This is a genomic window from Nocardia rhamnosiphila NBRC 108938 (assembly GCF_000720425.1).
Taxonomy (GTDB): domain Bacteria; phylum Actinomycetota; class Actinomycetes; order Mycobacteriales; family Mycobacteriaceae; genus Nocardia; species Nocardia rhamnosiphila.
Window position 1 is genome coordinate 1,895,241 of record NZ_JOAJ01000001.1, and the last position, 22,968, is coordinate 1,918,208.

Genomic DNA, 22,968 nt, shown 5'->3' on the forward strand with positions numbered 1-22,968 from the left:
CACTCAACCGGCGATGATCCGCGCCAGCTCGGCATCGGAGGCGGCCAGCGCGGCGCGGTCGTAGGTGGAGGTGGTCGCCAACAGTTCCTCGGCGCCCGTCCGGTCGGCGAGCTGCTCGATCCGGCGCCGCACCGTCTGCGGTGTACCCGCGACCGCACGCCGCACCGCCGCCTCGACGCGGCGCCGCGTCTGGTCGGTCCACGACGCGCTCTCGCCGACCGGCTCCAAGGGCGGGAATACGCCGGTGGACCGGGACCGCGCCATCGCCCAGGCCTCGGGCAGGACGAGTGCGCGGGCCTGCTCATCGGTTTCGGCGACGGTGACCTCCAGCGCGATCGTCACCCGCGGACGTTCGGCCCGCGGACTCGGCCGGAATTCCCGGCGGTAACCGGCCAGAGCCGCAGCCGATTCCGGGCTGTCCAGCAGCGGACCGCCGAGCACCGCCGGCAGCCCCAGCCGCGCGGCCACCGCCAATCCCTGTCCGGTGGCCAGCACGAACATGGGGATCGACCGGTCGCTCACCGGATGCGCGGTGACCGGACCGGTGCCGTCGAGATAGTCGCGTAGTTCGGCCAGGTCGGCGGTGAACCGGTCGGGTGCGCTCTCGTCCTGCCGCATGGCCCGGCGCACCGGGGCGGTGAACGCCGGCGAGCGGCCCAGGCCGAGATCGATACGGCCCGGGAACAGCGCCTCCAGCATGAGGAACTGCTCCGCCACGACCAGTGGCTGATGATGCGGCAGCATTACGCCGCCGGATCCGATCCGGATCGTCGATGTCCGGGAACCCAGCGCCGCCAGCAGGACCGGCGGCGACCCGGAGGCGATCCCGGGCACGGCGTGGTGCTCGGCCACCCAGAAGCGCCGATATCCCGACTTCTCGGCCGCCACAGCTCGTTCGACGGTATGGGACAACGCGGCCGATTCGGGTTCCCCCACCCGGGTCCGCGACCGATCCAGCAACGACAATTCCACGTCTGTGGAACACCGGAGTCGTCCCTGGTCTTCCGGTTCGCCGGAACGGACTCCGCTGCCGGGTTCCGGGCGGGCAGGCCCCTATGGCTACCATTGTCCGGATAGTTTGCCCACTGTTCGGAGGACTGCATGGCGCGCAAGGTGATCGTCGAGCTGGTCGACGACTACGACGGAACTTCCATCGCCGAGGAAACTGTCACGCTCGCTCTGGACGGTGTCACCTACGAGATCGACCTGTCGGCGGACAATGCCGAAAAGCTGCGCGACACAATCGGTTCCTGGTCTGCGCATGCGCGCCGGGTCGGCGGCCGGGCGAAGAGTAAACAGCGGCCGCAGGCCGCGGGCAACAATGCCCGGACCCAGACGATTCGCGAATGGGCCCGCAAGAACGGGCTGGAAGTGTCGAGCCGGGGTCGGATCTCGGCGGAGATCGCCGAGGCATATCAGAAGGCGAACCCGTAACCCGTCACCGTCTCGGGCGATCCGGCTTCGGTGCCGCGGATAGCGGTTCGCGGTTGGCCCCCGGGGCCGCGTTCAAGACCGCGGTCGTCAAGTCTTCGATGGTGTCATCACGACGGTCAGGCCGTCGAGCAGCCGTTCCAGTCCGAACGCGAACAGTGATTCCAGGTCGACCTCGGTGGTCGGTTCCGTGAGCTGGGTGATCAACGGCCGGTCGACGGCGAGCCGGGCGACGCCCCATTGTTTGCTCGTCATTCCGGTGTCCATTTCGGCGCGGGCTTCACTTTCGATATTCATCGCTGTGCCCCGCACATAGTTGACCACGGTGGCATAGACGTGGAGCCGAGTGGAGGAATCCAGTTCCAGGCCGTCGAAGGCGCGTAGCGTCCACAGTCCGTAGGCGATCATTGCCGGCAGGGTGGCCGGGCGGGTGATGGATACCAGCGGCGGCACCCACGGATGACGCTGGTAGACACCCCATTGCAGTTGCGCGGCCACGCGCAGATGTGCACGCCACCCCGGGGCCGGTTCGGGGTAGTCGATCTCGGCGAACGCGGCATCCGCGAGCAGTTGGGTGAGTTCGGCGTCGGCGTCGAGGTGGCGGCGCAGCGCCATCGTCGCGACGCCGAGTTCGGCGGCCACTGCCCGCAGGGACAATGCGGCCAGACCGCGGCTGTCGGCGATCTGCATCGCCGCGCGCACGATCCGCTCACGTTCGAGCCCCGCGGTGGTTCGCGAGGGCAGCCGACGCGTAGCGACCACGGCACCGACGCGGGAGGCGGATTCGATGGTGCCCGAGTGTTTGAGCGCGGCCAGGGCTTTGGTGGCTGTGGCGATGGCGACGCCCCATTCGCGCGCGATGGCCCTGGTGGTGGGAACCCGGTCGCCCGGCCGCAGCTCTTCTGCGGCGATGCGCCGCTCGATCTCGGCGACGATGCGGAGGTAGGGCGGTCGGGGATCGGTCACACCATCATGCTGGCATGGGTCGGTGGTCGGGCAACCAGTTGCCGTGCAGGCCCAGTGGTACGCGGGCGGGCAGATGGATACGCGCGACGGGTTCACCGGTGAAGTCCTGAGCGGCCAGCACGACCAGATCGGCGGCGTTGCGGCGCGGATCGTGTACGTAGGTGAGTAGATATCCCTCGTCTTCGCCCGGCCCGATGGCCACGAACACCGCCTCGCCCACCGCTTCTGCTGCCCCGAACGCGTGCACCTCCGCGATACCCCGCTGAAAATCGTGTTTGACCAGCGCGTTGGTGAAGGCCTCGTCCGAAGCCGCGCCCTCGGGTGCGAACGGTATCCCGTACAGTGCCGTCGCGGCGGAGTAGCCGTAGCGGTGCGGGCGTGCGGCGTAGGCGTCGTTGATGCGGGGAAAGTCCTGCGGCCGGTCATCGATGCGTTGTTGCTGGACCGTGCCGGTGGTGATGGTCCAACGATCCAGCACCGGCCGGATCGCACCGGGATCGGCGGGATCGAACGGCCCTTGCGCGGTGACCAGGTCCACGACGACCGAATCACCGTCGTCGTAGGCATTGAGCGTATGACTGACATGCACAGGGTCGATTTCGTGCCAGCGCACCTCACCACCCGTCCGCGGCATCACGCCCACACGTGTGGGGTGCCCCGGCAGCCATCGGCACTCGAATCCGTCGAAACCCAGTGGAGTATCCCAGAGCACTACGTGGTCGCCGGTGAGCGCGAAATCGTGCAGAAATGGGGTCCGTGTCATAGCAATCGGCATGGCGCGAACCACCGCTCCCGCGGTATCGGTCACGATGTACTGCACGAACTCACGGCCGGGCATATAGGACAGGGAATGCAACTCCCCCGTGTGTGGGTCGTGTTTGGAATGCGCGCCCGCGGTGAACCCCTCCGCCGTCGCTCCCAGCTCGCAAAATCCTACGGTGTTCAGCTCGTCGTCCAACAAGGCCGGCGGCAGGCCGCCCTCCGCCATGGCGAATGCCTGCCCCGCATGCCCGATCACATGCACCATGGGCGCGAACCCCGGCACACGCACGAAACGGTTGCGATACCACTCGGCCCGCCCGTCGCGCAGCCGCACGCCGTGCACCATGCCCGGACCCATCCCCCAGACATGGGTGCCCGGGTCTTCTACTCCCATCGGATTCGGACCGTTGCGCACGTACCGGCCACCGAGTTCGGCCGGGATACGCCCGGTCACCGGCAAATCGTAAGCCGTGACCTCTACCTCTACAGGCGCGAAATGACCTTCCAGATACCTCATGAGAAACACCGTAGGAACCGATACCGCAAAGGCGTTCTCGCACGACACCAAAACAGCGCTGTGTACTAGTGCAGGCCTCGCGCTCGTTGCCCAGGAGATCGGTGGCGCTGTCGGTCGCCTGGGCATGTGGCAGCGCGATGGTTGCCTGCCCGCATAGCCCGGTCGAGCGGCGCCCGGTTTTCGGAAGAGGCCTATACCGTGGTCGGTGATCACCGATCTCATCCTGAAAGGTCGTGCGCCGTCATGCCGCGGGCAGTAACCCTCATCCGATCGAATGCGTTGTCCGACGTGGCCGAATACGCATACGCCGCCACAGCTCCCGCCGATTCACGCCTGATCTTCCTCGCCGGCGCCTGCCCGCTGAACCCTGACGGCACCACCGCAGCGATCGGCGACTACGCCGGCCAAGCCGCCAAAGCCGTCGAAAACATGCGGACCGCCCTCGACGAGGCAGGCGCCTCGCTCGAGGATGTGATCAGCACCCGGGTCCTCGTGGCGTCGGCGGCGCAGGCAGACCTCGTCTCGGCCTGGGAGGTCGTGCGAGATGCCTTCGGAGCACACGATGTTCCGAGCACCCTGCTCGGCGTGACCGTCCTCGGCTACGACGACCAACTCGTCGAGATCGAGGCCGTCGCCGCGGTCCGCGATACCGAGGACTGAGCGGCCGCTGCAGTCCCGAGGGCGGCGCCGAGCGATGCGGCCGGGCAGTGAAATGGTGTTTTCCTACGCACGGCCGGCGCTGCCCGACTTCATGGACGCCTGGTACGCCGACACGGTGACCTACGGCCGGCCGTACACGACACGCACCGATTTCCCCGGATGGCCCACGTCGTCACGGTTGCGGGCCGACGAACAATGTGTGGCCGGTCACGTCGACGAGCGCACGGCTTCCGGGGAGCCGATTGCTCTACTGCGCGGTTTCGTGGCTGTGGTGCACCGAGCGGGTGTTGGTTGTCCGGCTCCGTCTCAGAGCGAACAACGCTGCCGCTGCCTGCTCGGCGAGCGCGGGCGCGTGGTCGGGGATCTGCCGGCCGACACTCAGATATCGCTTGATGATGGCGTAGGGCAGGTCGACTACCGCGAGGAGTGCCCGGTCGGCCGCGTCCGGAGCGGTATCGCCGCTCTTCTCGATCAGGGCACTCAGGGCGTCGTGGAGCGCGGTGTCGGCTCGCGCGGTGTCCCTGCGCGCCTGCTCGCTCCAGTTCTGCTCATCCAGCTCTTTTGCTCCGGCGAGCAGTACGCGCGCTTCGCGGGGGTTGCGCCGCGCCCACTCGAGGCTCGCGCGGGCACTGCGGCGGATCGCCTCCTGCGGTTCTCCGAGACTCAGCGCGGCGAACAGTTCGTCGTGGAATCCCCGTAGCGCGCGTGACCACAGTGCGGCCAGTAATGCGGGGCGATCCGGGAAGCGGTGATACACCGACCCGCTCGGTGCGCCGGCGGCTTTGGCGACCCCCGACATGGTGACAGCGGCCGGTCCGCCTCCGGCCAGGAGTTCTGCGGCGGCGTCCAGGAGCCGGTCGACATCGTGCCTCGGTGGCCTTCCCATGTAGTAGAGGATATGCTCTAATTCGTTTTAGAGTTGCCTCTCTAAAACTTCGGCGGCCGGAAGCCGACTGCCCGAACCGGGCTCCCCCGGTCGATCTCCCGCGCCCCGGCCCCGCGCGTCGGCGGGCCGCTACGCCGTGCCGACCCGAAACCAGGAGATAAATATGGCTGTCGTCAACATCCACCGACGTCACCTGCCTGTACCGGTGAGCGCGGTCGGCGCACTGGTGGACAGCCTCGCCGACGAGGACGACGCACTCTGGCCGGTGCACTGCTGGCCGGCGATGCGGCTCGACCGCCCGCTCGAAGCGGGCGCGGTCGGTGGGCACGGCCCTATCCGGTACACGGTGGAGCACTACATCCCCGGCCACTGGGTGCGCTTCCGCTTCACCGGACCCCGCGGCTTCGACGGCTTCCACGAATTCACCGTCCACCCCACTCCCGGCGGCACTGATCTGATTCACCTGCTCGCCATGAATGCTCGAGGTCGGGCGCGACTGACATGGCCCCTGGCCTACCGGTGGCTGCACGACGCCCTCCTGGAAGATTGCCTGGATCGTGCAGAACACGCCCTCACCGGCTCCGTTGCCCACCCCGCCCGATGGGCCCGCCGTGTCCGCCTACTGCGCCGGATCGCCACCGTGACGGCCGCTCACACCAGACCGTCACCGGTGATACCGGGACCCGCGCCGAGCGAATCAGATCACAGATAGGTAACGAACCCGCCTCCGTCGACGACGGACCGATCGGTATGCCGAGACCGTGGCGGGGGCCGCGCGCTGTTCGGCACCGGTCGGGATCCGCGTGACCGGCACCGGCCGGTCACCTCGACCCTGTGCTCACCCGGACGAAAGGCCCTGCTCCGCGATGCGAACCCGATTGTCTCCGGCGCCGGTGGACGCCCTGAACCGCCGCGCCCTCTGGCTGATCACCGCCGCGTTCGCGGTCATCGCCCAAACTCTCTTCCTGATCGGCGGCAGCACCGCGCCCGCCCGGGCCGCCTTCGATCCCGCCGGAGCGGATTTCTGGGTCGACTCGAGTATGGGCCCGATCAAATCGCGGGTGTTCCGCGCCGCCGACGGCAATACCTCCCGGGTGGTCTACGCGCTGGATGGGATGCGCGCCCGCGAAGATCTCAGCGGCTGGGAGATCGATACCGATATCGCCCGGGAATTCACCAAATGGAATATCAACGTGGTGATGCCGGTCGGTGGACAGTCCAGTTTCTATACCGACTGGAATGCGCCGAGTTCCTTTCTCGGTGTAGCACCCGGCTCTGGTTCGGCCGCCGGATCGGCCTCCGGTTCGTCGTCGGGCTCCGGCGGGTTGCAGGCGCTGTCGGGCGGCCCCGGCAAGTCCTACACCTATAAATGGGAAACCTTCCTGACCCGTGAACTGCCCGCCGCACTGCGCGACCGGCTCGGTTTCGCCACCCAGCGCAACGGCGTGTTCGGTCTGTCGATGGGTGGCAGCGCCGCCCTGACCCTGGCCGGCGACCATCCCGGCCAGTTCAGTTTCGCCGGCTCCTACTCCGGCTACCTGAACATCTCCGCACCCGGGATGCGGGAGGCGATCCGGGTCGCCATGATCGACGCCGGCGGCTACAACGTGGACTCGATGGCCGCGCCCTGGGATCCGAAATGGCTCCGGATCGACCCGTTCGTGGCCGCACCCCGCCTCGTCGCGAACAACACCCGGCTCTGGGTGTCGGCGGCGAGCGGCCTGCCCACCGCGACCGACAGCCCGAGCATCACCACGGTGAACGGGATGGGCCTCGAGGCGCTGGCGCTGGTGAATACGCGCGCCTTCCAGATCAGGATGGCGACCCTGGGCGCACAGAACGTGCACTACGACTTCCCCGCCTACGGTATCCACGCGTGGAACAACTGGGCCGACCAAGCCCTGCGGATGCTTCCCGATCTCTCCGCGAATATCGGCTGACGGCGATGCCGATACGCGAAATCGCCCGGCCGAGCACACAATCGGCGGTGCCCCGGGTCCGGCCGTCCCCGCTCGCGGACCCTGCGGACGCCCGGAAAATCGGTAGAGTGAGCCGTCGTGAGTGCTGACGATACGGCCGTTTCCGAAACTCGGCAATCTCCTTCCGCACCGGGACCGGGACTGCCGCTGGGATATCGGTACCGCCCCCGCGACCACTACGTCGTCGGCCGGGAGAAGATCCGTGAATTCGCCCGCGCGGTCCAGGATCATCATCCGGTCCACTGGTCCGAGGACGCCGGCGCGGAGTACGGATACGGCGGCCTCATCGCACCGTTGACATTCTTCTCGGTGCCGGGGTTTCTCGCCCAATCGGAGATGTTCGCCTCCGTGATGACCGGCTACGACCTGAGCCAGATCATGCAGACCGATCAGGTGGTCCGCTACTACCGGCCGATCCGCCACACCGATGCGCTGTTCTTCGAGGTGCGCCTGGAATCGTTCCGCCGGGCATTCGGCGGCGATTTGATGGGATTCCGAACGCTGGTCACCGACCGTCACGACGAACCGGTGCTCGTCTCGCACACCAGCATCGTGGGCCGCACCGGCGTCGAGTCGAACCTCGCCGATATCGGCGCGGGGGTTCTCATGCACGGTTTCCGGCCGGGCGATACGGAAAGCGCCCGGCCCGCACCGCCCCCGGTGACCGGTGACCTGTGGGAGGAGCTGGCCGTCGACGCGATACCGGCCGCACCGGTGAGCCGTTACACCCGGGCGTTCGAAACCGTAGCCGTCGGTACCGAACTCCCACCCCGGGCCGTGCGGCTGACCGCGGGTGATCTGGTGAACTACGCCGGCGTATCCGGCGATCCGAATCCGATCCATTGGAGTGGCGAGGTCGCCGGGCTGGCGGAGCTGGAGTCCCCCGTCGCGCACGGCATGCTGACCATCGGTATCGGCGCCGGATTCGTCACCTCCTGGCTCGGCGATCCGGGCGCGGTCCGGGAATATGCCGTACGCCTCACCAGTCCGGTGCACGTCACCGAGGAGGGGGCCGAGGTCGAATACTCCGGCCGGGTGAAGGCGGTGGATCCGGCACAGCGGACCGCGACCGTCGCACTCACCGCCCGGCACGGCGGCCGCCGGATCTTCGGGCGCGCGACCGCGGTGGTCCGGCTCCGCTGAGACGGGTCCGGCGGCCGTCGCCTCGGAGGCGCCGACCGGCGTGCGGCCACCCCGGCGGGACGAGTTGACCTCGAGTCGACTCGAGGTTCGAGGATTGTGCCATGAGCACGAACGAAATACCCGCCGTCGCGGATTCCGGGACCGACCACACCGCCGATATCGCGGCGATCAAGCAGCTGATCAAGGATGTCGAAACCGGTTACAACACCAACGACGCCGAACTCATGGTCAGCGGTTTCCTTGCCGACGCCGCTGCCGGCAATGCCGTGGGCACGGTGATCACCGGCCGTGCGGCACTGCTGGAGGCCGCCCGTGCCGGACTGTCCGGGTTCCTGAAGGACGAGTACGTCGAGTACGAAGTCACCGATATCGTCTTCCTGCGCCCCGATATCGCGATCGCCCACAAGGCCGCCCGCGCGCGCACCGCCGACGGTGTCCTCCTCGACCGGGATCCGGCGATGGTCGCGCTCTATGTCCTGGTCGCGGAGCAGGGACGCTGGTGGGTGGCCGCCCGGCACAACACACCGGTGCCCGCGGCGGGCTGACGAACCGGGCGGCGCGCAACCCCGGCACGATATCGGCGAGGCACCCACCGGCATCCGGGCGACTTCGAACCGAGCGCCGTTCAGCCGGCTACCGGTGTGCCCGCGGCCGGTTCCGGGTGGCCCGCCTCCGGCGCGGTGGCGAGCGCTTCCGGCGCGGGACCGAGCGCCCGGGGCGGCGCGCTCAGCGCCGCGGCCGCCCCGATTCCCGCCCCGATGCCCGCCCCGATCCCGGCGAGCGGCGCGGCCATGAGGGCGAAACCGTAGGCGGCGCCCAGCGGTGCCGCGGCGAGTCCGATCGGCGCGAACGGCGCTCCGATGGCCAGCCCCATCGCTCCGCCCACACCTGCGCCGATGAGGGCGAACGGGCTCGCGAAAGCCGCTCCGGCGGCCGCGCCGATCGCTGCGGCACCGAGGGTCTGCCCGGCGACCCGGTCGGATCTGGTGCGTTCCATACCGACCGAATCGAGGAAGGTGGCCAGGTTCGCTTCGGCCGACGCCGAGCCGTCGTTGATCTGGATGGCCTGTTCCCGGGGCAGCCATTCGGGGGAGTCGACCTGAACATCGCCGAAACGCAAGGCGCCGGGCGGGGGCGCGATCGGGGGCACGGGCGCGACAGGTGCCGGCGCGTGCAGGGCGTCCACCGGCGCCAGATAGTCGCTCGCGGGGGCCGGCCGCGCCCACTGCAGCGAGGACAGGACGTCGTCGGGAATCCGGACGCCCTGGTACGGACGCACATTCGGCGCTTCGGCGCCGGGCCACTGCGCGGAGTCGGCCGGCTGCCCTGTCGCTCCGGTGCCGGCGGTGGGATCGGCCGGGCTCGCGTCGTCCGCGACCGGGGCGAGGTGCCCGCTCGAATCGGCCGGGCGGTAATGGTCCGCTTCGGCGCCGGCGCTGCCGGTTCCCACCAGGGTGAGCACGACGGGAACGGCACCCGCCACCACCATGGACCCCATCCGGGTTCGACGCGGACTGACTGCTCTGTGCTTGCCGGTGCCCATCTATCACCTTCCGCCTGAAAGAGATGCTGTCATTTCACATTCGGATCCGTGCATCGATTCGGATGGGTCCGAGTTCGGCGCCGGGCGGGCCGGTTTCCGGTGGCCACGGGTGGTCGCGTCCACCGCACGGCGCATCCGGACGAGCGTACGAACGCGTACCGGACGGTCACGAGCGTTCCGCCCCACCCTCGACGGCCGGGTTCGCGAGCGCCCGTGTCGCACCCGATACGACCGCGGCCCCGCGGTTTACTTACATTGCGCACCAAGTCTTTTCAACCCACCAGGCACCCACCGACCCGAAGTGGGCCCACTCGCCTACCGACCGGTATCCGCACCGCCACAAGCATGTTACTGTCCAGTAAGTCACAGCATGACGCAGATCATAACGAGGCGCGGCGGTGACCCAGCACTCGGAGAAGGGTTCCGGGGCGGACAGCATGGAGAGTTATCGATGTTCGGAGAACGACGGCGTTTCCGGCCCGGACTGCGCGGGTGGACCGGCCGTGTCACCGCGGCGGCGGTGGCCGTGGCCTGTCTCACCGCGGTAGCTGCGGTGGCGACCGATCGACCGGAGGCCGCGGCGGCGCCCGAGGGGTTCTACACCCCGCCCGAGCAGATCCCGGCCGAGCCCGGCACGGTCATCCGGACCCAGCCGATGTCCCTGCTGGCCACCCTTCCCTCGGATCAGGGGTGGCCGGGCAAGGCCGAACACCTCATGTACACCACCCGGCTGCAGGACGGCTCACCGGTCGCGGTCACCGGAACCTACATCGACGCCGCGGGCCCGTGGCTGGGCGCGGGGCCGCGGCCGACCGTGGTGATCGGGCCCGGCACCTCGGGCCAGGGTGACCGGTGCGCCATGTCGAAGGCCTTCTCGACCGGTATCACCATCACCACCGATCCGTCGCCGTCGCTGTCGGCGAATCAGGAACTCCCCTCCTCGGCGGTGTGGAGCCGCCTGGGCGCCCGCGTCCTGGTGACCGACTACATCGGGCTGGGCACCCCGGGAATCCACACCTACGCGAACCGGATCGAGGAGGCACACGCCGTTCTCGACGGCGCGCGGGCGGCCAACAACCTGGCCGGGACCGGCCCCGAGACCCCGCTGGTGTTCTGGGGCTATTCCCAGGGCGGCGGCGCGGTCGCGGCGGCCGCGGAGATGCAGCCCGCCTACGCACCGGAACTGAACCTCAAAGGAACGTGGGCCGGTGGCCCGGTGGCCGACCTCGCCGCGATCCTCGAACGGATCGACGGGGCCCTGATCGGCGGCGCGATCGGCTTCGCCATCAACGGGCTGCTCGCGCGGTACCCCGACCTGGAGAAGGCGGTCGACCGGGTGACCACCCAGAACGGCCGGGACACCCTGGCGGCGCTGAGCGATGCCTGTATCGGCGACGTCATGACCCACTACCCGTTCCTGAAGACCAGTTCGCTGACCAACGACGGCCGACCGCTCAGCGCCCACCTGCAAGCCATTCCGGAGGCGGCCCCGGCGCTGGCCGAGCTCCGGGTGGGCACCCTCACCCCGGCCTCGCCGGTGCTGGTCACCAGCGGCCGCAACGACGACACCGTGCCCTACGACCAGGCCCGACAACTCGCCGACGACTGGTGCGCCAAGGGCGCGACGATCACCTTCCGGACCAACGAGCTGCCGCCGCTGCTGCCCGGGACCACCATCCCGAACCATTTCGGCCCGGAGATGATCGACGGCTTCGGTCCCGACAATGCGATCACCTACCTCCTGGATCGCCTGGCCGGCATTCCGATCTCCGGGTGCACCATGAACTGACGGCCGGTCGACACGGTCACTCCGGCAGCTCGAGCATCCGCCGGGTGAGCTGGATCAGCGTGGCCCGCAGGGTGTCGTCGTCGAGATCGGTGACCAGCGGATCGACCACCGAGCCGGCGATGGCCGCCGACAGCACCGCGGCCGAGACCCGCGCCAGATCGTCGTCTGGTCTTCGATCGACCCCGCCCTTCATTCCGCGCGCTGGACGACTCCCCGCAGCACGGTATCGCGCACATGAATCTGCGAGGCGCGCGGTCCGAGGCCGCATCCAGGCCAACTGAATACGGAACTCGTCACCGAAACGATCGAGCGCATTGGTGTTGACCTGCGGGATCATCCGGCCGGGGTACGCACCGCACCATTCGTCGATATGCCAGTCGTTGTAGGCGCGCAGTACCGCCAGGCCGAGACCCTTGTCCTGGCCGTGCGGAGGCCTCGCCCGTGACCGCACGGATCTGTGGGGGATGCACCGGCAGGTGCCTGGCCGAGGTGGTGGGCCCCTGTTCCGGGATGCCCTGACCGCGTCCGCTGCGCCGGACGCGGTATCTAGGCGGAGGGAGCGCCGAGATCGGTGAACGAGCCGCCGCGCCCGGCCCCGGCGGTGAATCGCTCGACACCCGAGGCCGCCTCGGCCAGGGAGATGACTCCGTGCTCCCATTCGTTGGCGATCGCCTCCTGCTCGCCCAACCCCTCCTGCTGCAGCAGCGAGAGCCGGTCGTGCCGCTGACAGGTCTGCGGGAAACGCGCGATCTCGGCGGCGAGCGCTTCGGCGGCCTGCCGTTCCTCCCCGACCGGGACGACACGGTCGGCCAGACCCATCGCGTGCGCCTCGGCCGCGGCCACGGGCCGCCCGGTGAGCACCATGTCCATCGCCCGCCCGGTACCGATCAGCCGCGGCAGCCGCACCGTACCGCCGTCGATGAGCGGCACCCCCCAGCGCCGGCAGAAGACACCGAACACCGCGTCCTCGGCAGCCACCCGCAGATCACACCAGATCGCCAGTTCCAGCCCACCGGCCACGGCGTGACCGGCGACCGCGGCGATCACCGGTTTGCTCAACTGCATGCGGGTCGGGCCCATGGGCCCGCGGCCCTTCGCCGACAGCGGATTCGCCCGGTCGGTCCCGACGGCCTTGAGATCGGCTCCGGCGCAGAAGTTCCCGCCCTCGCCCCACAGCACCGCCACCGCCGCCGAATCGTCGTTCTCGAAGGCGGTGAACGCGTCGTAGAGGGCGGTACCGGTGGGTCCGTCGACCGAGTTACGGGCCTGCGGCCGGGACAGGACGATGGTGAACACCGGTCCGTCCCTTTCGATTCGCACGGGTGCGCCGGTCATGGTTGTCGCTTCATTGGCGGTCACCGCTCGAGCCTATGACCTCTGGCGTGCTCCCGGGCCGTTCCACACCGATCGGGTCCCCATTCCGTCCGCACGTGCTCGACGCGCCGCGGGACCACATCCGCGGTACCGCGGATGTGGAGGGAGTTCGGTGTTGTTCCGCTATGCGACGGCCGACCGGGGACGCTCGGTCATCGCACCACGGTGCCGGATCCGGGGAAACGGTCCCGGCCGCCGGTGGACTCGGCGCCGAGCAGGCCGAATGCTTCGAGCGCCAGATACAGTTCGGCCGATTGGCGGGGATCGGTGGTGTCGCGGCCGGTGAGGTCACGGATCTTGCGCAGCCGATAGCGCACCGTATTGCGATGACAGTGCATGATTTCGGCGACGGCCGCGGCCGAACCGCCGCATCGGTACCAGGATTCGAGCGCACCGATCAGATCGTCCCGCTCGGCGACCGGAAGATCGAGCAGCGGGCCGAGGATCTGCGCTGCGGCCCGTCGCCCGGCCTCGGGCACGGCGACGAGAAGATGGGCGACCGGTTCGTCGCCGAAGCGGACCGTGGCGGCCGACCCCGGCCGCACCGACCGGGACGCCAGACGTGCCTCGGTCAGCGCCGCCGTGATGGCATGCGGTGTGGTGAAGGCGGCGCTGAGACCCACCCGGTCGGTGACGCTCGCCGAGATCGTGGCCGTGGCGCGGTCGAACGCTTCCGGGGAGGCCGCGGACAGCAACCCGATATAGGCATCGATCTGGGCATCCCAGACCGACCGGATGCCGATATCACGCAGCGCCGCGGTGAGTCTCCCCGGCAGCGGCGCGGTGGGTTCGGTATCGATGGCGACCACCGCGAACGCACCGCGTTCCGGGAGTCCGAGGGTGCGCAGGACGTCGAGGACACGGGCGGGGTTGCCGGAATGGTCGTCGAACAGGGTCCGGACCAGCCGGCTCTGGATCTGCGCGTCGGTATGCGCGAGCAGCACTTCGGTTTCCCGGTAGGCCTCGACGGCCGCGTCGGAGTACAGGTCGACGAGCTCCCACAGTCGCGTCGCCAGCTCGTGCAGCCGGGCATCCCCTGGACCGGCCGACCAGTTGGTCAGTTCCTCCCAGATGAGCCGGCCGCCCAGCCGGTAGGCGTGCAACAGGCTCGCGACCGGAATCCCCTGTTCGGCTTTGAGGCGTCCGGCGTCGCGGGCCGGTTGTAGCCGCAACGGGCCGGTTCCGGCGAGCGCCCCGATCACCGCGGTCAGGTTTTCCAGACAGGTGCGGTACAGCTGATCCGCGGTCAGCAGCCCGGACTCCCCGTAGGACGGGTCGGCCGCCGCGATCCGGCCGACCAGAACATCGGTCAGCGCTTCGACGGAATCGGCGAGCGCGGCGGCCAAGGGTGCCGCCGGCGGCGCGGGCGTACTCATACCGGAACAGTCTAGTCACCCGAGCGTGACCCGCACCACGCTTGATTTGTGCCCGTGCACAAAGACGAGCCGCGGATGACGCAACGCCGACACATTTCCTTCGGGCACCGGCACAGCCACACTGTTCAGTACTCGGATCACCGGATCTCAGCTACGGAGTGTGCCCACGTGCAGTCAGAACAGGCCGTCGCGGCCGATACGGTCATCGATACCGCCCTCGCCGAACTCGCCACGGGCGAACAGAAATGGTCCCGCCTGCCGCTGGCGGGACGGCGGGCCCTCCTCGACCGGATGCGCACGCTCACCGGCCGGCACGCCCGTGAATGGGTCGAGGCCGCGGTCCGGATCAAAGGACTCGTTCCCGCGTCCCCGCTGGTGGGCGAGGAATGGCTGTCGGGACCCTATGTCTTCGCGACGAGCCTCACCGCGGTGTCACGGACCCTCGAATCGCTGGAGCGCGGCGTGAGCCCGCTCGCGAACGCGACGTTCGGCAGCGCCGGCGGCCGGGTGACCGTACGCGCGCTCCCCGCGGGGCTCTACGACGAACTCCTGCTCAGCGGTTTCCGGGCCGAGGTGTGGCTGCAGCGGGGCGTCGACGTGGCCACCGCCCGGGCCGGCGCGGGCCTCGCCCAGCTCGACCCCGCCCGCACCCACGGCATCGGCGCCGTGCTGGGCGCGGGGAACATCACCTCGATCGCACCGCTGGACACGATCTACGAACTCATCGCGCACAACCGCGTGGTGGCGCTGAAACTGAACCCGGTCACCGATCCGCTGCTGCCGGTATTCGAGAAGATCTTCGCGCCGCTGATCGAGCTCGGCGTGGTTCGGGTGCTCACCGGCGGCCCCGATGTCGGCGGGCAATTGGTGACCCATGAGCGGGTCGCCCACGTCCACATGACCGGCAGCGCCGCGACGCACGACGCCATCGTGTGGGGCACGGGGCCGGAGGCGGCGGAACGGAAGAAGGCCGGCACCCCGCTGCTGGACAAGCCCATCACCAGCGAGCTCGGCGGAGTGTCCCCGACGATCGTGCTGCCCGGCGAATGGAGTTCCGCAGACCTGGAATTCCAGGCCGAACACATTGCTACCCAGCGCCTGCACAACGGCGGCTACAACTGTGTGGCCACGCAGGCGGTGATCGTATCCGCGGACTGGCCGCAGAAGGACGCCTTCCTGGCCGCCCTCACCGCGGCCGTCGATCGGGCGCCGAACCGCCACGCCTACTACCCGGGTAGCGACCACCGGGTCGCCGGGGCACGCACCAGCTATCCCGACGCTCGCCGGCTCGGCCGCCGGGGCGAGCGGCTCCTGGTGGCCGGGCTGGATCCGGACACGGACGAAACGCTGTTCACCTCGGAGTACTTCGCGCCTGTCCTCGGCATCGTGGAACTGCCCGGCAGCGGGGCCGCCTTCGCCCGCGCCGCGGTGGATACGGCCAATGAGAAGTTCACCGGCACCCTCGGCGTGAACATCGTGGCGCACCCGGGCACCGTCGACGCGCTCGGCACGGAATTCGACACGATGATCGAGCGGCTGCGGTACGGCACCGTCGCCGTGAACGCGTGGACCGCGGTCGGCTATCTGACTCCCACCGCGAGCTGGGGTGCCTACCCGGGTCATACCCTCGACGATGTACAGAGCGGGATCGGCGTGGTGCACAACGCGTGGTTGATCGATGGGATCGAGCGCACTGTGGTGCGGGGTCCGTTCCGGCCCGCGCCGCGGTCGGTGCTACACGGCGAGTGGTCGCTGACCCCCAAACCACCGTGGTTCGTCTCCAACCGGACCGCCGCGCGGACCGGGCGACTGCTCACCGACTTCGCCGCCGATCCGCGCTGGTCACGCCTGCCCGCGATTTTCGCCTCCGCACTGCGCGGTTGATCGCTCCCGGGCGACCCGCGCCGCGGATGCGCCGCGGCACGGGTCGCCGTACGGGGTCCGGCGCTGCGTCCGGGCCGCCCGGACATCAGGCGGCGAGACCCGTCCACTGCGTAACGGTGTAGGGACGCGCGCCCGCGGTGCCGTTCCAGCGGCTGATGATCATGGTCAGGTGCGAGGGTGCCGCTGAACCCGGGTGGATGTAACCCCCGTAGAGCGTGGGCAGGCGCGGGATGCCCCCATGCGAAGAGAACGCCGAACCGTCGACCCAGAGATAACCCCAGCTTCCGTCGTGGCTGCGGCGATACGGGATACACAGATCGCCGGATCCGAGACCGAGAACGCTCGCGGAATCGGCGGGTAGGTCGCACAGCGGAGTGCCTTGCTGGGGTAATCGGTCGGCCATCGGCATCACCGCGAGGGTACCCACGGATCGGAGCAGGTCGTCAGATCAGTCGGCCCAGCCACCCGGCGGCGTCGAGCCGGAACGCCACCGGCGGCGTCAGGGCACGGAGATCGTCCTCCATGGCACGGATTCGATCTTCTCCGCGCTCACGCGCCCAGTTCCCACGCAGTTGCTGGAAGATCTCGGCCGAGCGGGCCAGCGCGTCGTAGCCCCGCGTGGTGAGCCGGACGATGCGCCGCCGGGTATCGGCCGGGTCTTCCGCTCGTTCGGCGTACCCGAGAGCGACCAGCCGGTCGACTGTTTTGCCGGCGGCCTGTTTGGAAATTCCCAGGCGACGGCCGATATCGCTGGCCGAGGTCTCGCCGGCACCGATCGCCTGCATGGCGAAACCGTGGGCAGGCCGCATATTCGGATGCCCCTGTCGGGCCAGTTCGGCGTGCAATTCGTCGATCAGCGTCCGGAATCCGGCGAACAGCAGGAGTGCGAGTTCGTAACCCGCGCGCGGCGGGCCGTCCGCTCCCGAGCTCTCCGGCGCACTCTTGGCATAACCGTCAACCTGGTTTACCATCTGCTTGTAATCGTCAACCATGTTGTCCATCTTAGGAGAGACATGTTCCGCGCCCACACCCTGGAGACCGCTCCGCACGCCGCCCGACAGGCGATGCGGGCCCTGCAGAGCAATACCGGCACGATCCCCGACGCGGTCCGCCGACTGGCCGAATCCCCCGAACTGCTCAACGGATTCCTCGCCATGAGCGCCGCTTTCGAACGCTGCACCCTGGATCCACTGGCCCGGGAGGTCGTCATCATGACCGTCGCCGTACGCAACGACTGTCATGTGTGCATCGCCATGCACACCGGCAAACTCCGCAAACTCGGCGCGGCCCCGGAGATCGTCACCGCACTGCGTGCGGCCGCACCGCTTCCCGACGCGCGCCTCGAGGCGATCCGGATATTCACCCTCGATGTCCTCGCGGCCGCGGGCGGCGTGGACGAGGACGCCCTCGCCGCCCTCCGGACGCAGGGGTACACCGAACGCAACGCATTGGAAGTCGTGTTCGGAATCGGCACCTACACGATGTCGACACTGGCCAACCGCCTCATACGCGCCGAATGACCGCCGGTCTCCCGGCGCTGACCGAGCACCGCCGGGAGACACTCGCCGCATCCGTCGACGTGTCGTTATGCGCCCCCTCGCGGGGAAATGGGAGTGAGCGCTCGCCGGACCAATTCGAGCCACCGGAGCCGGTCCTGCTCCGGGGCCGTATCGGCGGGCGCGGTGGCCAACAGCAGGACCACATCGTCGGTGGTGATATCGGGGTAGAGCGAGCCGTCCCGATGCGCCGCCGCGACCAGTCGCTCCACCCCGAGACGACCGCGATCCCGGATCTCCCCGAGGGCATCCTCGGCCAGCGCGGCGACCGCGAACCGGAACAGCCGCTCCTGTTTCATATCGAGCACCACACTCCGCAGCAGGGCCAGCAACTCGTCGATGGCCGGCCCGGCACCGGTCTCGACCCGGGCCGACGCCGCGTCCAGCGATCGGGCGATCGCCTCGGCGAGATCGGCCACCGCGCCGTCGATCAGATCCTTCTTGGACGGAAAGTGCCGATAGAGCGTGCCCACCGCAATCCCCGCGGCGGCGGCGATCTCGTCCATACCGATCCCGGGCCCGCACTCGACCACCAGCGCCCGCGTCGCCGCGACGATCGCCTCGCGGTTGCGCAACGCATCCGCGCGCCTGCCCTTGCCGGCCATTCGCACCAGCTCCCTTCGCCTTGCCGACAACATGAACGAATGGTTCACTTTTATGTGAACGACTCGTTCATCTTAGAAGGGAGCCATGACCATGTGGACCGAAGCCGATATCCCCGATCTGAGCGGCCGGACCGCCGTAATCACCGGAGCCAATACCGGACTCGGATTCGAAACCGCCCGCGCACTGGCCGAGCACGGCGCCACCGTCGTCCTGGCCTGCCGCGATACCGACCGCGCCGCCGCGGCCGCCGACCGGATCGCGGCGAGGACACCGGACGCCCGGGTCGATACCGTGCCACTCGATCTGGCGTCCCTCCGGTCGGTCCGGACGGCGGCCGAGTTGATCGGCGACCGCTACGTCCACCTCGACCTGCTGATCAACAATGCGGGTGTGACCGGCTTGACCGGCGTGACCGAGGACGGATTCGAGGCACAGTTCGGCATCAACCACCTCGGCCATTTCGCGCTGACCGGACTACTGTTCGACCGCCTCGTCGCGGCGCCGGCCGCGCGCGTGGTGACCGTCAGCAGTATCGGCCACCGATTCGGCCGGATCGACCCGGCCGACCCGGCCGCGCCGGGCGGAAACGCCTACGGCAAATCGAAACTGGCGAATCTGCTGTTCACCTACGAACTGGCCCGGCGCCTCACCGGCACCCGGGCAAGCGCTCTGGCCGCCCATCCCGGCGGGGCGAGCACCGAGGTGTTCCGTTACTCCCCCGCCGCGTTCCGGCTGCCGAACCTCGCCATCGCCCGCCTCTTCGGCCGCACCCCCGCCATGGGCGCGCTGCCGACGCTGCGCGCGGCCACCGATCCGCTGGCCGCAAGCGGCGACTACTACGGCCCCGCCGGGCTCTTCGAGATCCGCGGCCATCCCGATCAGGTGCGGTCCAGCGCCCATTCACACGACCGTCGCCGGCAGGAACGCCTCTGGTCGGCCTCCGAAGAACTGACCGGTGTGCGGTTCGCTGTGAGCGGAACCGCCGGTAGCTGAAACGGCGTAATCTTGTAATCAAGTAATCCTTGTAGCTGAGAAGGTGCACCATGGGACATGGACATCGAGGGCGCGGATTCGGCCGGCCCGGCGGCTGGCAGCAGGCCGACCTACCGGACGCGGCGGACGCCACGGACTGGTTCGCGGGGCGGCTACCCGGCGACTGGTTCACCGGCAGTCCCGCCATCGAGATAGACCGGGACGAGATCGTGGTGGTCGGCGAACTCCCCCTGCCGGACACTACCGCGGCCGATACGACGGCCGGCGGGGACGAGACCACCCGCACGGTTCCGGAGGCGACGAAACAGGGGGCGGTGGCACGCTTCCGGGAAACCACCCGGCCCGCGCGGATGCAGATCGCCGACGAGGCCCAGCAGCGCTACGGCCGCAGTGTGGCCTGGGGCGTCTCGGTCGACGGTGAGCGGATTCTGTTCACCCATCTGGCGGTACCGGTGATGACGCGCCTGCGCCAGCCGGAACGCAAGGTTCTCGATACGCTCGTCGATGCCGGCGTCGCACGATCCCGGGCCGACGCGCTGGCCTGGACGGTGAAACTGGCGGGCGAGCACACACAGAGCTGGCTGGAGGAATTGCGCACCGCCATGCGCAAGGTCGAAGACCTCCGCACGGAAGGCCCGCAGGGGCTCTGAGCACGGTCGGCCGGCCGCGTTCCGGTCACGGCCACGATCGGCCGCATCCGGTGGCGCCGCGCCCGGCGCCACCGGATCGCGCACCGGCGGGCGACGCGGGCCGATCAGCCCAGATGCGCCGAGAGCAACCAGGCCGGAACCGATTTGCGGCCGTTCGGTTCGTCGCGCAGGTCCTCGAACCGCAGCAGGGGTTCGCCGGCCGGAGAATCGAGACGCTCCGGCAGATTCGCGTGGATCCGCGCCGGGGCGATCTCATCGATCACCCAGTATTTCGATACCGCGTCGCGGAGTTCGTCGGCGGTGACCGGCGCGGGTCCCGCATCGGGGAGTTGCGGAAACCCGGCCCGGTCGAACACCAGCGCGAAATAGGCCGCGCCCGGAGCGGCGGCCCGCGCGATCGACCGCAGATAGCCCTCCCGCGCCGCCACCGGAATCGAATGGAACAGCGTGCTGTCCACCACGGTGCCGAAGCGGCCGTCGTAGCCGGTGAACGAGGTGATGTCGGCGACCTCGAAAGTGGCGGTGCCCAGGCCGCGTCGTTCGGCTTCGGCCCGGGCCGATTCGATCGCGGTCGGCGCGAGGTCCAGGCCCACCGTGGTGAAACCACGCTCGGCCAGATACAACGAGATGGCGCCCTCACCGCAGCCGGCGTCGAGTACGTCGCCGTGGAATCTGCCCTGGTCGATGAGCGCCGCGAGTTCGGGCTGCGGTTCCCCGATACTCCACGGCGGCGCCACGTCCGGCCCGAACGGGCCGGTACCGCGATAAACGGATTCGAACTCGAAATCACCGGGTGTCGTCATACTCCACGACTAGCAGCCGATTCGGCGCATGTACATGTAACCGCCGCCGGGAGAACGGGGGTCGACCGAGCGCCGGTCCCCACGACCCGGCCGCCTGTGCCGGTGGTGCCGCGTGGCCTCGGGCACCGGCGACCGACGCCGCGCGGCACGCCGACGGCCGCCGATTCCTCCCGGCGGGTGACACGAAACCCGGATGGGGATCTCCCGGGGGGCCTGTACCGGCCGGTGGTCCACCGACGTGGAACCCACTGGCTGGGCCGGTCGCGCCCCGAGAACGCGGACGATACGTATCGCGCAACTATGAAGTGATCAGGTAGAACGCCGCCGGAATCCCCTTCAGGCCGATGGCCGAATAGCGCAGAGGAGGAGCGGGAGCCCACGTGTCCAGCCTTCCGTCTGAGTCAGTGACCTGCGGTTATCGAATATTCTCCCTTCGATGCAAGATCGACCACCCTGGTCCGACCAACCCGCTCGGGTGTAGTCGAACCCACGCGCCCGACCTGGAACGAGACATATCTGCAGGAAACCGGGCGATTATCGGTCGACCGGTTTCGCCAATGGCCGTAGACGGCCACAGTCCACGCAAATCACCGAATCAGCGAACAAGACACTTGTACAGTTGCTAAGTTACTGAGTATTCTTCCGATATCAACCCGGTGACGCATCTGCGCCACCGCGATGCTCGAACTCGACGAGGAGTGGCGACATGGACCGACTCAACAGACGGGATGCGTTGAAAGCGGGCGGGGTGCTGGGCGCGTTCGGCGCACTCGCCATCGCGACCCCGGCCAGAGCGCAACCGTGGACATGGTCGCCGCAGGGGTCGGTGGCGGGCAGCGGCGCGGGTGTCGACCCGCTCGGCGTCTGGGACCCCGAAGCCGATGAGCTGGTCGCCTCCCTGCTCGACCGCGGTGCGGTACCCGCCGTCAACGATCTGCTGCGCACCTGGACCCGCAACGGTCAGCCGTTACCCGCCGGGCTACCTCCGGACCTGCGGGACTTCATGGAATACGCACGGCAGCTCCCCCAGTGGACCGATCCCGGCAAACTGGCCACCGCTGTGGACTTCAACAAGAAACGCGGTCTCTACCTCGGCGTGTTGTACGGCCTCGCCAGCGGCATGATGAGCACGGTCATCCCCAAGGAGGCGCGCTCGGTCTATTACTCCAAGGGCGGCCACGACCTCAAGGACCGGATCTCCAAAACCGCCAAACTCGGTTACGACATCGGCAGCGGCAACGCCTACGGCCCGGACGGGCAGATGGTCGTCACCTGCGTCAAAACGCGGCTGGTGCATGCCGCGGTGCGACATCTGCTGCCCCAGTCGCCGCACTGGGTGAACTCGGCCGACGAGGACATCCCGATCAGCCAGAACGACATCATGGTCACCTGGCACAGCCTGCCCACCACCGTGATGCGTCACCTCACGGCATGGAAGGTGCCGATCCCCGTCCACGAATCGGACGCCTTCCTGCATTCCTGGCAGGTCGCCGCGCATCTGCTCGGCGTCCGCGACGAGTACATCCCTAATTCGTGGGATCAGGCGAACTCCCAGGCCGCGCAGGTCCTGGATCCGATCCTCGCGCCGACCCCGGAGGGCGTGAAACTGGCCGACCGGCTGCTGCGGCTGGGCACAAACCTCGACCTCGCCATTCTGAGCAAGGGGGTCCTCGGCTCTTTCACGCGTTTCCTGCTCGGCGACAAGATCGCCGACGAGCTGGCCATCGCCCGTGAACCGGTTTGGGATCCGCTGCTGCGGTTCAGCTGGGGCCCGTTCATCGCGGTCCGGGAAGGCATACTCACCGTCGCCCCGCCGACGCAGGAGGCGTACTGGCTGTTCGACGAGTTCCTGCGCCAGTTCGCCCTGTGGTATCTGGCCGAACTCCGGATGCCGATCAGTATCGAGCTCCCGATGATGAACCGGGATATGAGCCAACCACCGCGCTGACCCGGCAGCCCGGTCGAGCCCGCACGGACCCTCTCCGTGCGGGCGAGCGGGCGTGTACGCCACCCCGGCATCCACCCCTGGACCCGAGCCGGACTCATCTCA

Annotated in this window: 24 protein-coding genes; 12 read left to right on the plus strand and 12 right to left on the minus strand. The window is 68.9% G+C overall.

The annotated features are described in order from the left end of the window. Positions 1-3: 3 nt before the first annotated feature. Entirely contained in the window at positions 4-972 is a 969-nt protein-coding gene (locus IG75_RS0108685) for an MsnO8 family LLM class oxidoreductase (RefSeq protein ID WP_030520662.1), read from the minus strand. Between the two features lie 129 nt (positions 973-1,101). On the opposite strand from IG75_RS0108685, the gene IG75_RS0108690 reads away from it, so the two are divergent. Beyond that, complete coding sequence (locus IG75_RS0108690; protein WP_030520663.1) at positions 1,102-1,434, plus strand: histone-like nucleoid-structuring protein Lsr2; 333 nt, start codon at positions 1,102-1,104, stop codon at positions 1,432-1,434. A gap of 87 nt (positions 1,435-1,521) precedes the next feature. On the opposite strand, the gene IG75_RS0108695 is transcribed toward IG75_RS0108690, so the two are convergent. Beyond that, positions 1,522-2,397, minus strand: a complete 876-nt coding sequence (locus IG75_RS0108695) for a TetR/AcrR family transcriptional regulator (protein ID WP_030520664.1) — start codon at positions 2,395-2,397, stop codon at positions 1,522-1,524. Positions 2,398-2,401: 4 nt separating this feature from the next. Beyond that, a complete protein-coding gene (locus IG75_RS0108700) occupies positions 2,402-3,898 on the minus strand; it encodes a carotenoid oxygenase family protein (RefSeq protein ID WP_373863791.1) in 1,497 nt (498 codons plus the stop codon). 21 nt (positions 3,899-3,919) lie between these two features. On the opposite strand from IG75_RS0108700, the gene IG75_RS0108705 reads away from it, so the two are divergent. Further along, positions 3,920-4,336: a RidA family protein gene (locus IG75_RS0108705; protein WP_030520666.1), complete on the plus strand. Its 417-nt coding sequence runs from the start codon at positions 3,920-3,922 to the stop codon at positions 4,334-4,336. A 247-nt stretch (positions 4,337-4,583) separates the two neighbouring features. Here the strand turns inward: IG75_RS0108705 and IG75_RS0108710 are convergent, their stop codons facing one another. Next, positions 4,584-5,222: a TetR/AcrR family transcriptional regulator gene (locus tag IG75_RS0108710; protein ID WP_030520667.1), complete on the minus strand. Its 639-nt coding sequence runs from the start codon at positions 5,220-5,222 to the stop codon at positions 4,584-4,586. Positions 5,223-5,385: 163 nt separating this feature from the next. Here IG75_RS0108710 and IG75_RS0108715 point away from each other — a divergent pair, with 163 nt between their 5' ends. The 4 genes from IG75_RS0108715 to IG75_RS0108730 all read left to right on the plus strand — a co-directional run bounded on the left by IG75_RS0108715 (position 5,386) and on the right by IG75_RS0108730 (position 8,889). Continuing rightward, positions 5,386-5,934 (plus strand): SRPBCC family protein, encoded by a 549-nt coding sequence (locus IG75_RS0108715; RefSeq protein WP_210436765.1) that lies wholly within the window; start codon positions 5,386-5,388, stop codon positions 5,932-5,934. A 154-nt stretch (positions 5,935-6,088) separates the two neighbouring features. Continuing rightward, positions 6,089-7,162 carry an alpha/beta hydrolase gene (locus IG75_RS0108720; RefSeq protein ID WP_081876689.1) on the plus strand — a complete coding sequence of 358 codons (1,074 nt, stop codon included), beginning with the start codon at positions 6,089-6,091 and terminating at the stop codon, positions 7,160-7,162. A 117-nt stretch (positions 7,163-7,279) separates the two neighbouring features. Further along, positions 7,280-8,344 (plus strand): fused (3R)-hydroxyacyl-ACP dehydratase subunits HadA/HadB, encoded by a 1,065-nt coding sequence (locus IG75_RS0108725; protein WP_081876690.1) that lies wholly within the window; start codon positions 7,280-7,282, stop codon positions 8,342-8,344. Between the two features lie 101 nt (positions 8,345-8,445). Next, a complete protein-coding gene (locus IG75_RS0108730; protein WP_030520671.1) occupies positions 8,446-8,889 on the plus strand; it encodes an SgcJ/EcaC family oxidoreductase in 444 nt (147 codons plus the stop codon). 80 nt (positions 8,890-8,969) lie between these two features. Here the strand turns inward: IG75_RS0108730 and IG75_RS0108735 are convergent, their stop codons facing one another. Continuing rightward, positions 8,970-9,887 (minus strand): hypothetical protein, encoded by a 918-nt coding sequence (locus IG75_RS0108735; protein WP_245713441.1) that lies wholly within the window; start codon positions 9,885-9,887, stop codon positions 8,970-8,972. Positions 9,888-10,338: 451 nt separating this feature from the next. Between IG75_RS0108735 and IG75_RS0108740 the strand changes: the two genes are divergently transcribed. Then, complete coding sequence (locus IG75_RS0108740; RefSeq protein ID WP_030520673.1) at positions 10,339-11,676, plus strand: lipase family protein; 1,338 nt, start codon at positions 10,339-10,341, stop codon at positions 11,674-11,676. Positions 11,677-11,692: 16 nt separating this feature from the next. Here the strand turns inward: IG75_RS0108740 and IG75_RS0108745 are convergent, their stop codons facing one another. The 3 genes from IG75_RS0108745 to IG75_RS0108755 all read right to left on the minus strand — a co-directional run bounded on the left by IG75_RS0108745 (position 11,693) and on the right by IG75_RS0108755 (position 14,426). Continuing rightward, positions 11,693-12,127 (minus strand): hypothetical protein, encoded by a 435-nt coding sequence (locus IG75_RS0108745; protein WP_030520674.1) that lies wholly within the window; start codon positions 12,125-12,127, stop codon positions 11,693-11,695. Positions 12,128-12,222: 95 nt separating this feature from the next. Next, a complete protein-coding gene (locus tag IG75_RS0108750; RefSeq protein ID WP_030520675.1) occupies positions 12,223-13,011 on the minus strand; it encodes a crotonase/enoyl-CoA hydratase family protein in 789 nt (262 codons plus the stop codon). Positions 13,012-13,202: 191 nt separating this feature from the next. Continuing rightward, entirely contained in the window at positions 13,203-14,426 is a 1,224-nt protein-coding gene (locus IG75_RS0108755) for a PucR family transcriptional regulator (protein ID WP_051714340.1), read from the minus strand. A gap of 168 nt (positions 14,427-14,594) precedes the next feature. Between IG75_RS0108755 and IG75_RS0108760 the strand changes: the two genes are divergently transcribed. Beyond that, complete coding sequence (locus IG75_RS0108760; RefSeq protein WP_030520677.1) at positions 14,595-16,310, plus strand: aldehyde dehydrogenase family protein; 1,716 nt, start codon at positions 14,595-14,597, stop codon at positions 16,308-16,310. Between the two features lie 85 nt (positions 16,311-16,395). On the opposite strand, the gene IG75_RS0108765 is transcribed toward IG75_RS0108760, so the two are convergent. Together IG75_RS0108765 and IG75_RS0108770 are read right to left on the minus strand one after the other, a co-directional pair. After that, positions 16,396-16,719 (minus strand): hypothetical protein, encoded by a 324-nt coding sequence (locus IG75_RS0108765; RefSeq protein ID WP_156058715.1) that lies wholly within the window; start codon positions 16,717-16,719, stop codon positions 16,396-16,398. Between the two features lie 34 nt (positions 16,720-16,753). Next, positions 16,754-17,302: a MarR family winged helix-turn-helix transcriptional regulator gene (locus IG75_RS0108770; RefSeq protein ID WP_245713442.1), complete on the minus strand. Its 549-nt coding sequence runs from the start codon at positions 17,300-17,302 to the stop codon at positions 16,754-16,756. A 21-nt stretch (positions 17,303-17,323) separates the two neighbouring features. Here IG75_RS0108770 and IG75_RS0108775 point away from each other — a divergent pair, with 21 nt between their 5' ends. Beyond that, positions 17,324-17,830 (plus strand): carboxymuconolactone decarboxylase family protein, encoded by a 507-nt coding sequence (locus IG75_RS0108775; RefSeq protein WP_030520680.1) that lies wholly within the window; start codon positions 17,324-17,326, stop codon positions 17,828-17,830. Between the two features lie 65 nt (positions 17,831-17,895). Here IG75_RS0108775 and IG75_RS0108780 read toward each other — a convergent pair whose 3' ends face one another. Next, positions 17,896-18,504, minus strand: coding sequence for a TetR/AcrR family transcriptional regulator (locus IG75_RS0108780; RefSeq protein WP_156058717.1), 609 nt, complete (start codon positions 18,502-18,504; stop codon positions 17,896-17,898). Positions 18,505-18,556: 52 nt separating this feature from the next. On the opposite strand from IG75_RS0108780, the gene IG75_RS0108785 reads away from it, so the two are divergent. Both IG75_RS0108785 and IG75_RS0108790 read left to right on the plus strand, forming a co-directional pair. Next, positions 18,557-19,465 carry an oxidoreductase gene (locus tag IG75_RS0108785; protein WP_030520682.1) on the plus strand — a complete coding sequence of 303 codons (909 nt, stop codon included), beginning with the start codon at positions 18,557-18,559 and terminating at the stop codon, positions 19,463-19,465. A gap of 50 nt (positions 19,466-19,515) precedes the next feature. Further along, the gene (locus IG75_RS0108790) at positions 19,516-20,115 is read left to right on the plus strand and encodes a hypothetical protein (protein WP_030520683.1); all 600 of its coding nucleotides are present in this window, start codon (positions 19,516-19,518) and stop codon (positions 20,113-20,115) included. Between the two features lie 104 nt (positions 20,116-20,219). On the opposite strand, the gene IG75_RS0108795 is transcribed toward IG75_RS0108790, so the two are convergent. Beyond that, positions 20,220-20,918, minus strand: coding sequence for a class I SAM-dependent methyltransferase (locus IG75_RS0108795; protein ID WP_030520684.1), 699 nt, complete (start codon positions 20,916-20,918; stop codon positions 20,220-20,222). A gap of 706 nt (positions 20,919-21,624) precedes the next feature. On the opposite strand from IG75_RS0108795, the gene IG75_RS0108800 reads away from it, so the two are divergent. Next, a complete protein-coding gene (locus IG75_RS0108800) occupies positions 21,625-22,866 on the plus strand; it encodes an oxygenase MpaB family protein (protein ID WP_030520685.1) in 1,242 nt (413 codons plus the stop codon). The last annotated feature ends 102 nt before the right edge of the window (positions 22,867-22,968 follow it).

Coding starts and splice junctions, on each gene's coding strand:
- IG75_RS0108750 (WP_030520675.1), bottom strand. CDS start 13,011: ATGACCGGCGCACCCGTGCGAATCGAAAGGGACGGACCGGTGTTCACC.
- IG75_RS0108785 (WP_030520682.1), top strand. CDS start 18,557: ATGACCATGTGGACCGAAGCCGATATCCCCGATCTGAGCGGCCGGACC.
- IG75_RS0108795 (WP_030520684.1), bottom strand. CDS start 20,918: ATGACGACACCCGGTGATTTCGAGTTCGAATCCGTTTATCGCGGTACC.
- IG75_RS0108800 (WP_030520685.1), top strand. CDS start 21,625: ATGGACCGACTCAACAGACGGGATGCGTTGAAAGCGGGCGGGGTGCTG.
- IG75_RS0108735 (WP_245713441.1), bottom strand. CDS start 9,887: ATGGGCACCGGCAAGCACAGAGCAGTCAGTCCGCGTCGAACCCGGATG.
- IG75_RS0108715 (WP_210436765.1), top strand. CDS start 5,386: ATGGCTGTCGTCAACATCCACCGACGTCACCTGCCTGTACCGGTGAGC.
- IG75_RS0108755 (WP_051714340.1), bottom strand. CDS start 14,426: ATGAGTACGCCCGCGCCGCCGGCGGCACCCTTGGCCGCCGCGCTCGCC.
- IG75_RS0108775 (WP_030520680.1), top strand. CDS start 17,324: ATGTTCCGCGCCCACACCCTGGAGACCGCTCCGCACGCCGCCCGACAG.
- IG75_RS0108720 (WP_081876689.1), top strand. CDS start 6,089: ATGCGAACCCGATTGTCTCCGGCGCCGGTGGACGCCCTGAACCGCCGC.
- IG75_RS0108700 (WP_373863791.1), bottom strand. CDS start 3,898: ATGAGATCGGTGATCACCGACCACGGTATAGGCCTCTTCCGAAAACCG.
- IG75_RS0108770 (WP_245713442.1), bottom strand. CDS start 17,302: ATGGTTGACGATTACAAGCAGATGGTAAACCAGGTTGACGGTTATGCC.
- IG75_RS0108710 (WP_030520667.1), bottom strand. CDS start 5,222: ATGGGAAGGCCACCGAGGCACGATGTCGACCGGCTCCTGGACGCCGCC.
- IG75_RS0108790 (WP_030520683.1), top strand. CDS start 19,516: ATGGGACATGGACATCGAGGGCGCGGATTCGGCCGGCCCGGCGGCTGG.
- IG75_RS0108690 (WP_030520663.1), top strand. CDS start 1,102: ATGGCGCGCAAGGTGATCGTCGAGCTGGTCGACGACTACGACGGAACT.
- IG75_RS0108780 (WP_156058717.1), bottom strand. CDS start 18,504: ATGTTGTCGGCAAGGCGAAGGGAGCTGGTGCGAATGGCCGGCAAGGGC.
- IG75_RS0108705 (WP_030520666.1), top strand. CDS start 3,920: ATGCCGCGGGCAGTAACCCTCATCCGATCGAATGCGTTGTCCGACGTG.
- IG75_RS0108740 (WP_030520673.1), top strand. CDS start 10,339: ATGTTCGGAGAACGACGGCGTTTCCGGCCCGGACTGCGCGGGTGGACC.
- IG75_RS0108730 (WP_030520671.1), top strand. CDS start 8,446: ATGAGCACGAACGAAATACCCGCCGTCGCGGATTCCGGGACCGACCAC.
- IG75_RS0108765 (WP_156058715.1), bottom strand. CDS start 16,719: ATGCCGATGGCCGACCGATTACCCCAGCAAGGCACTCCGCTGTGCGAC.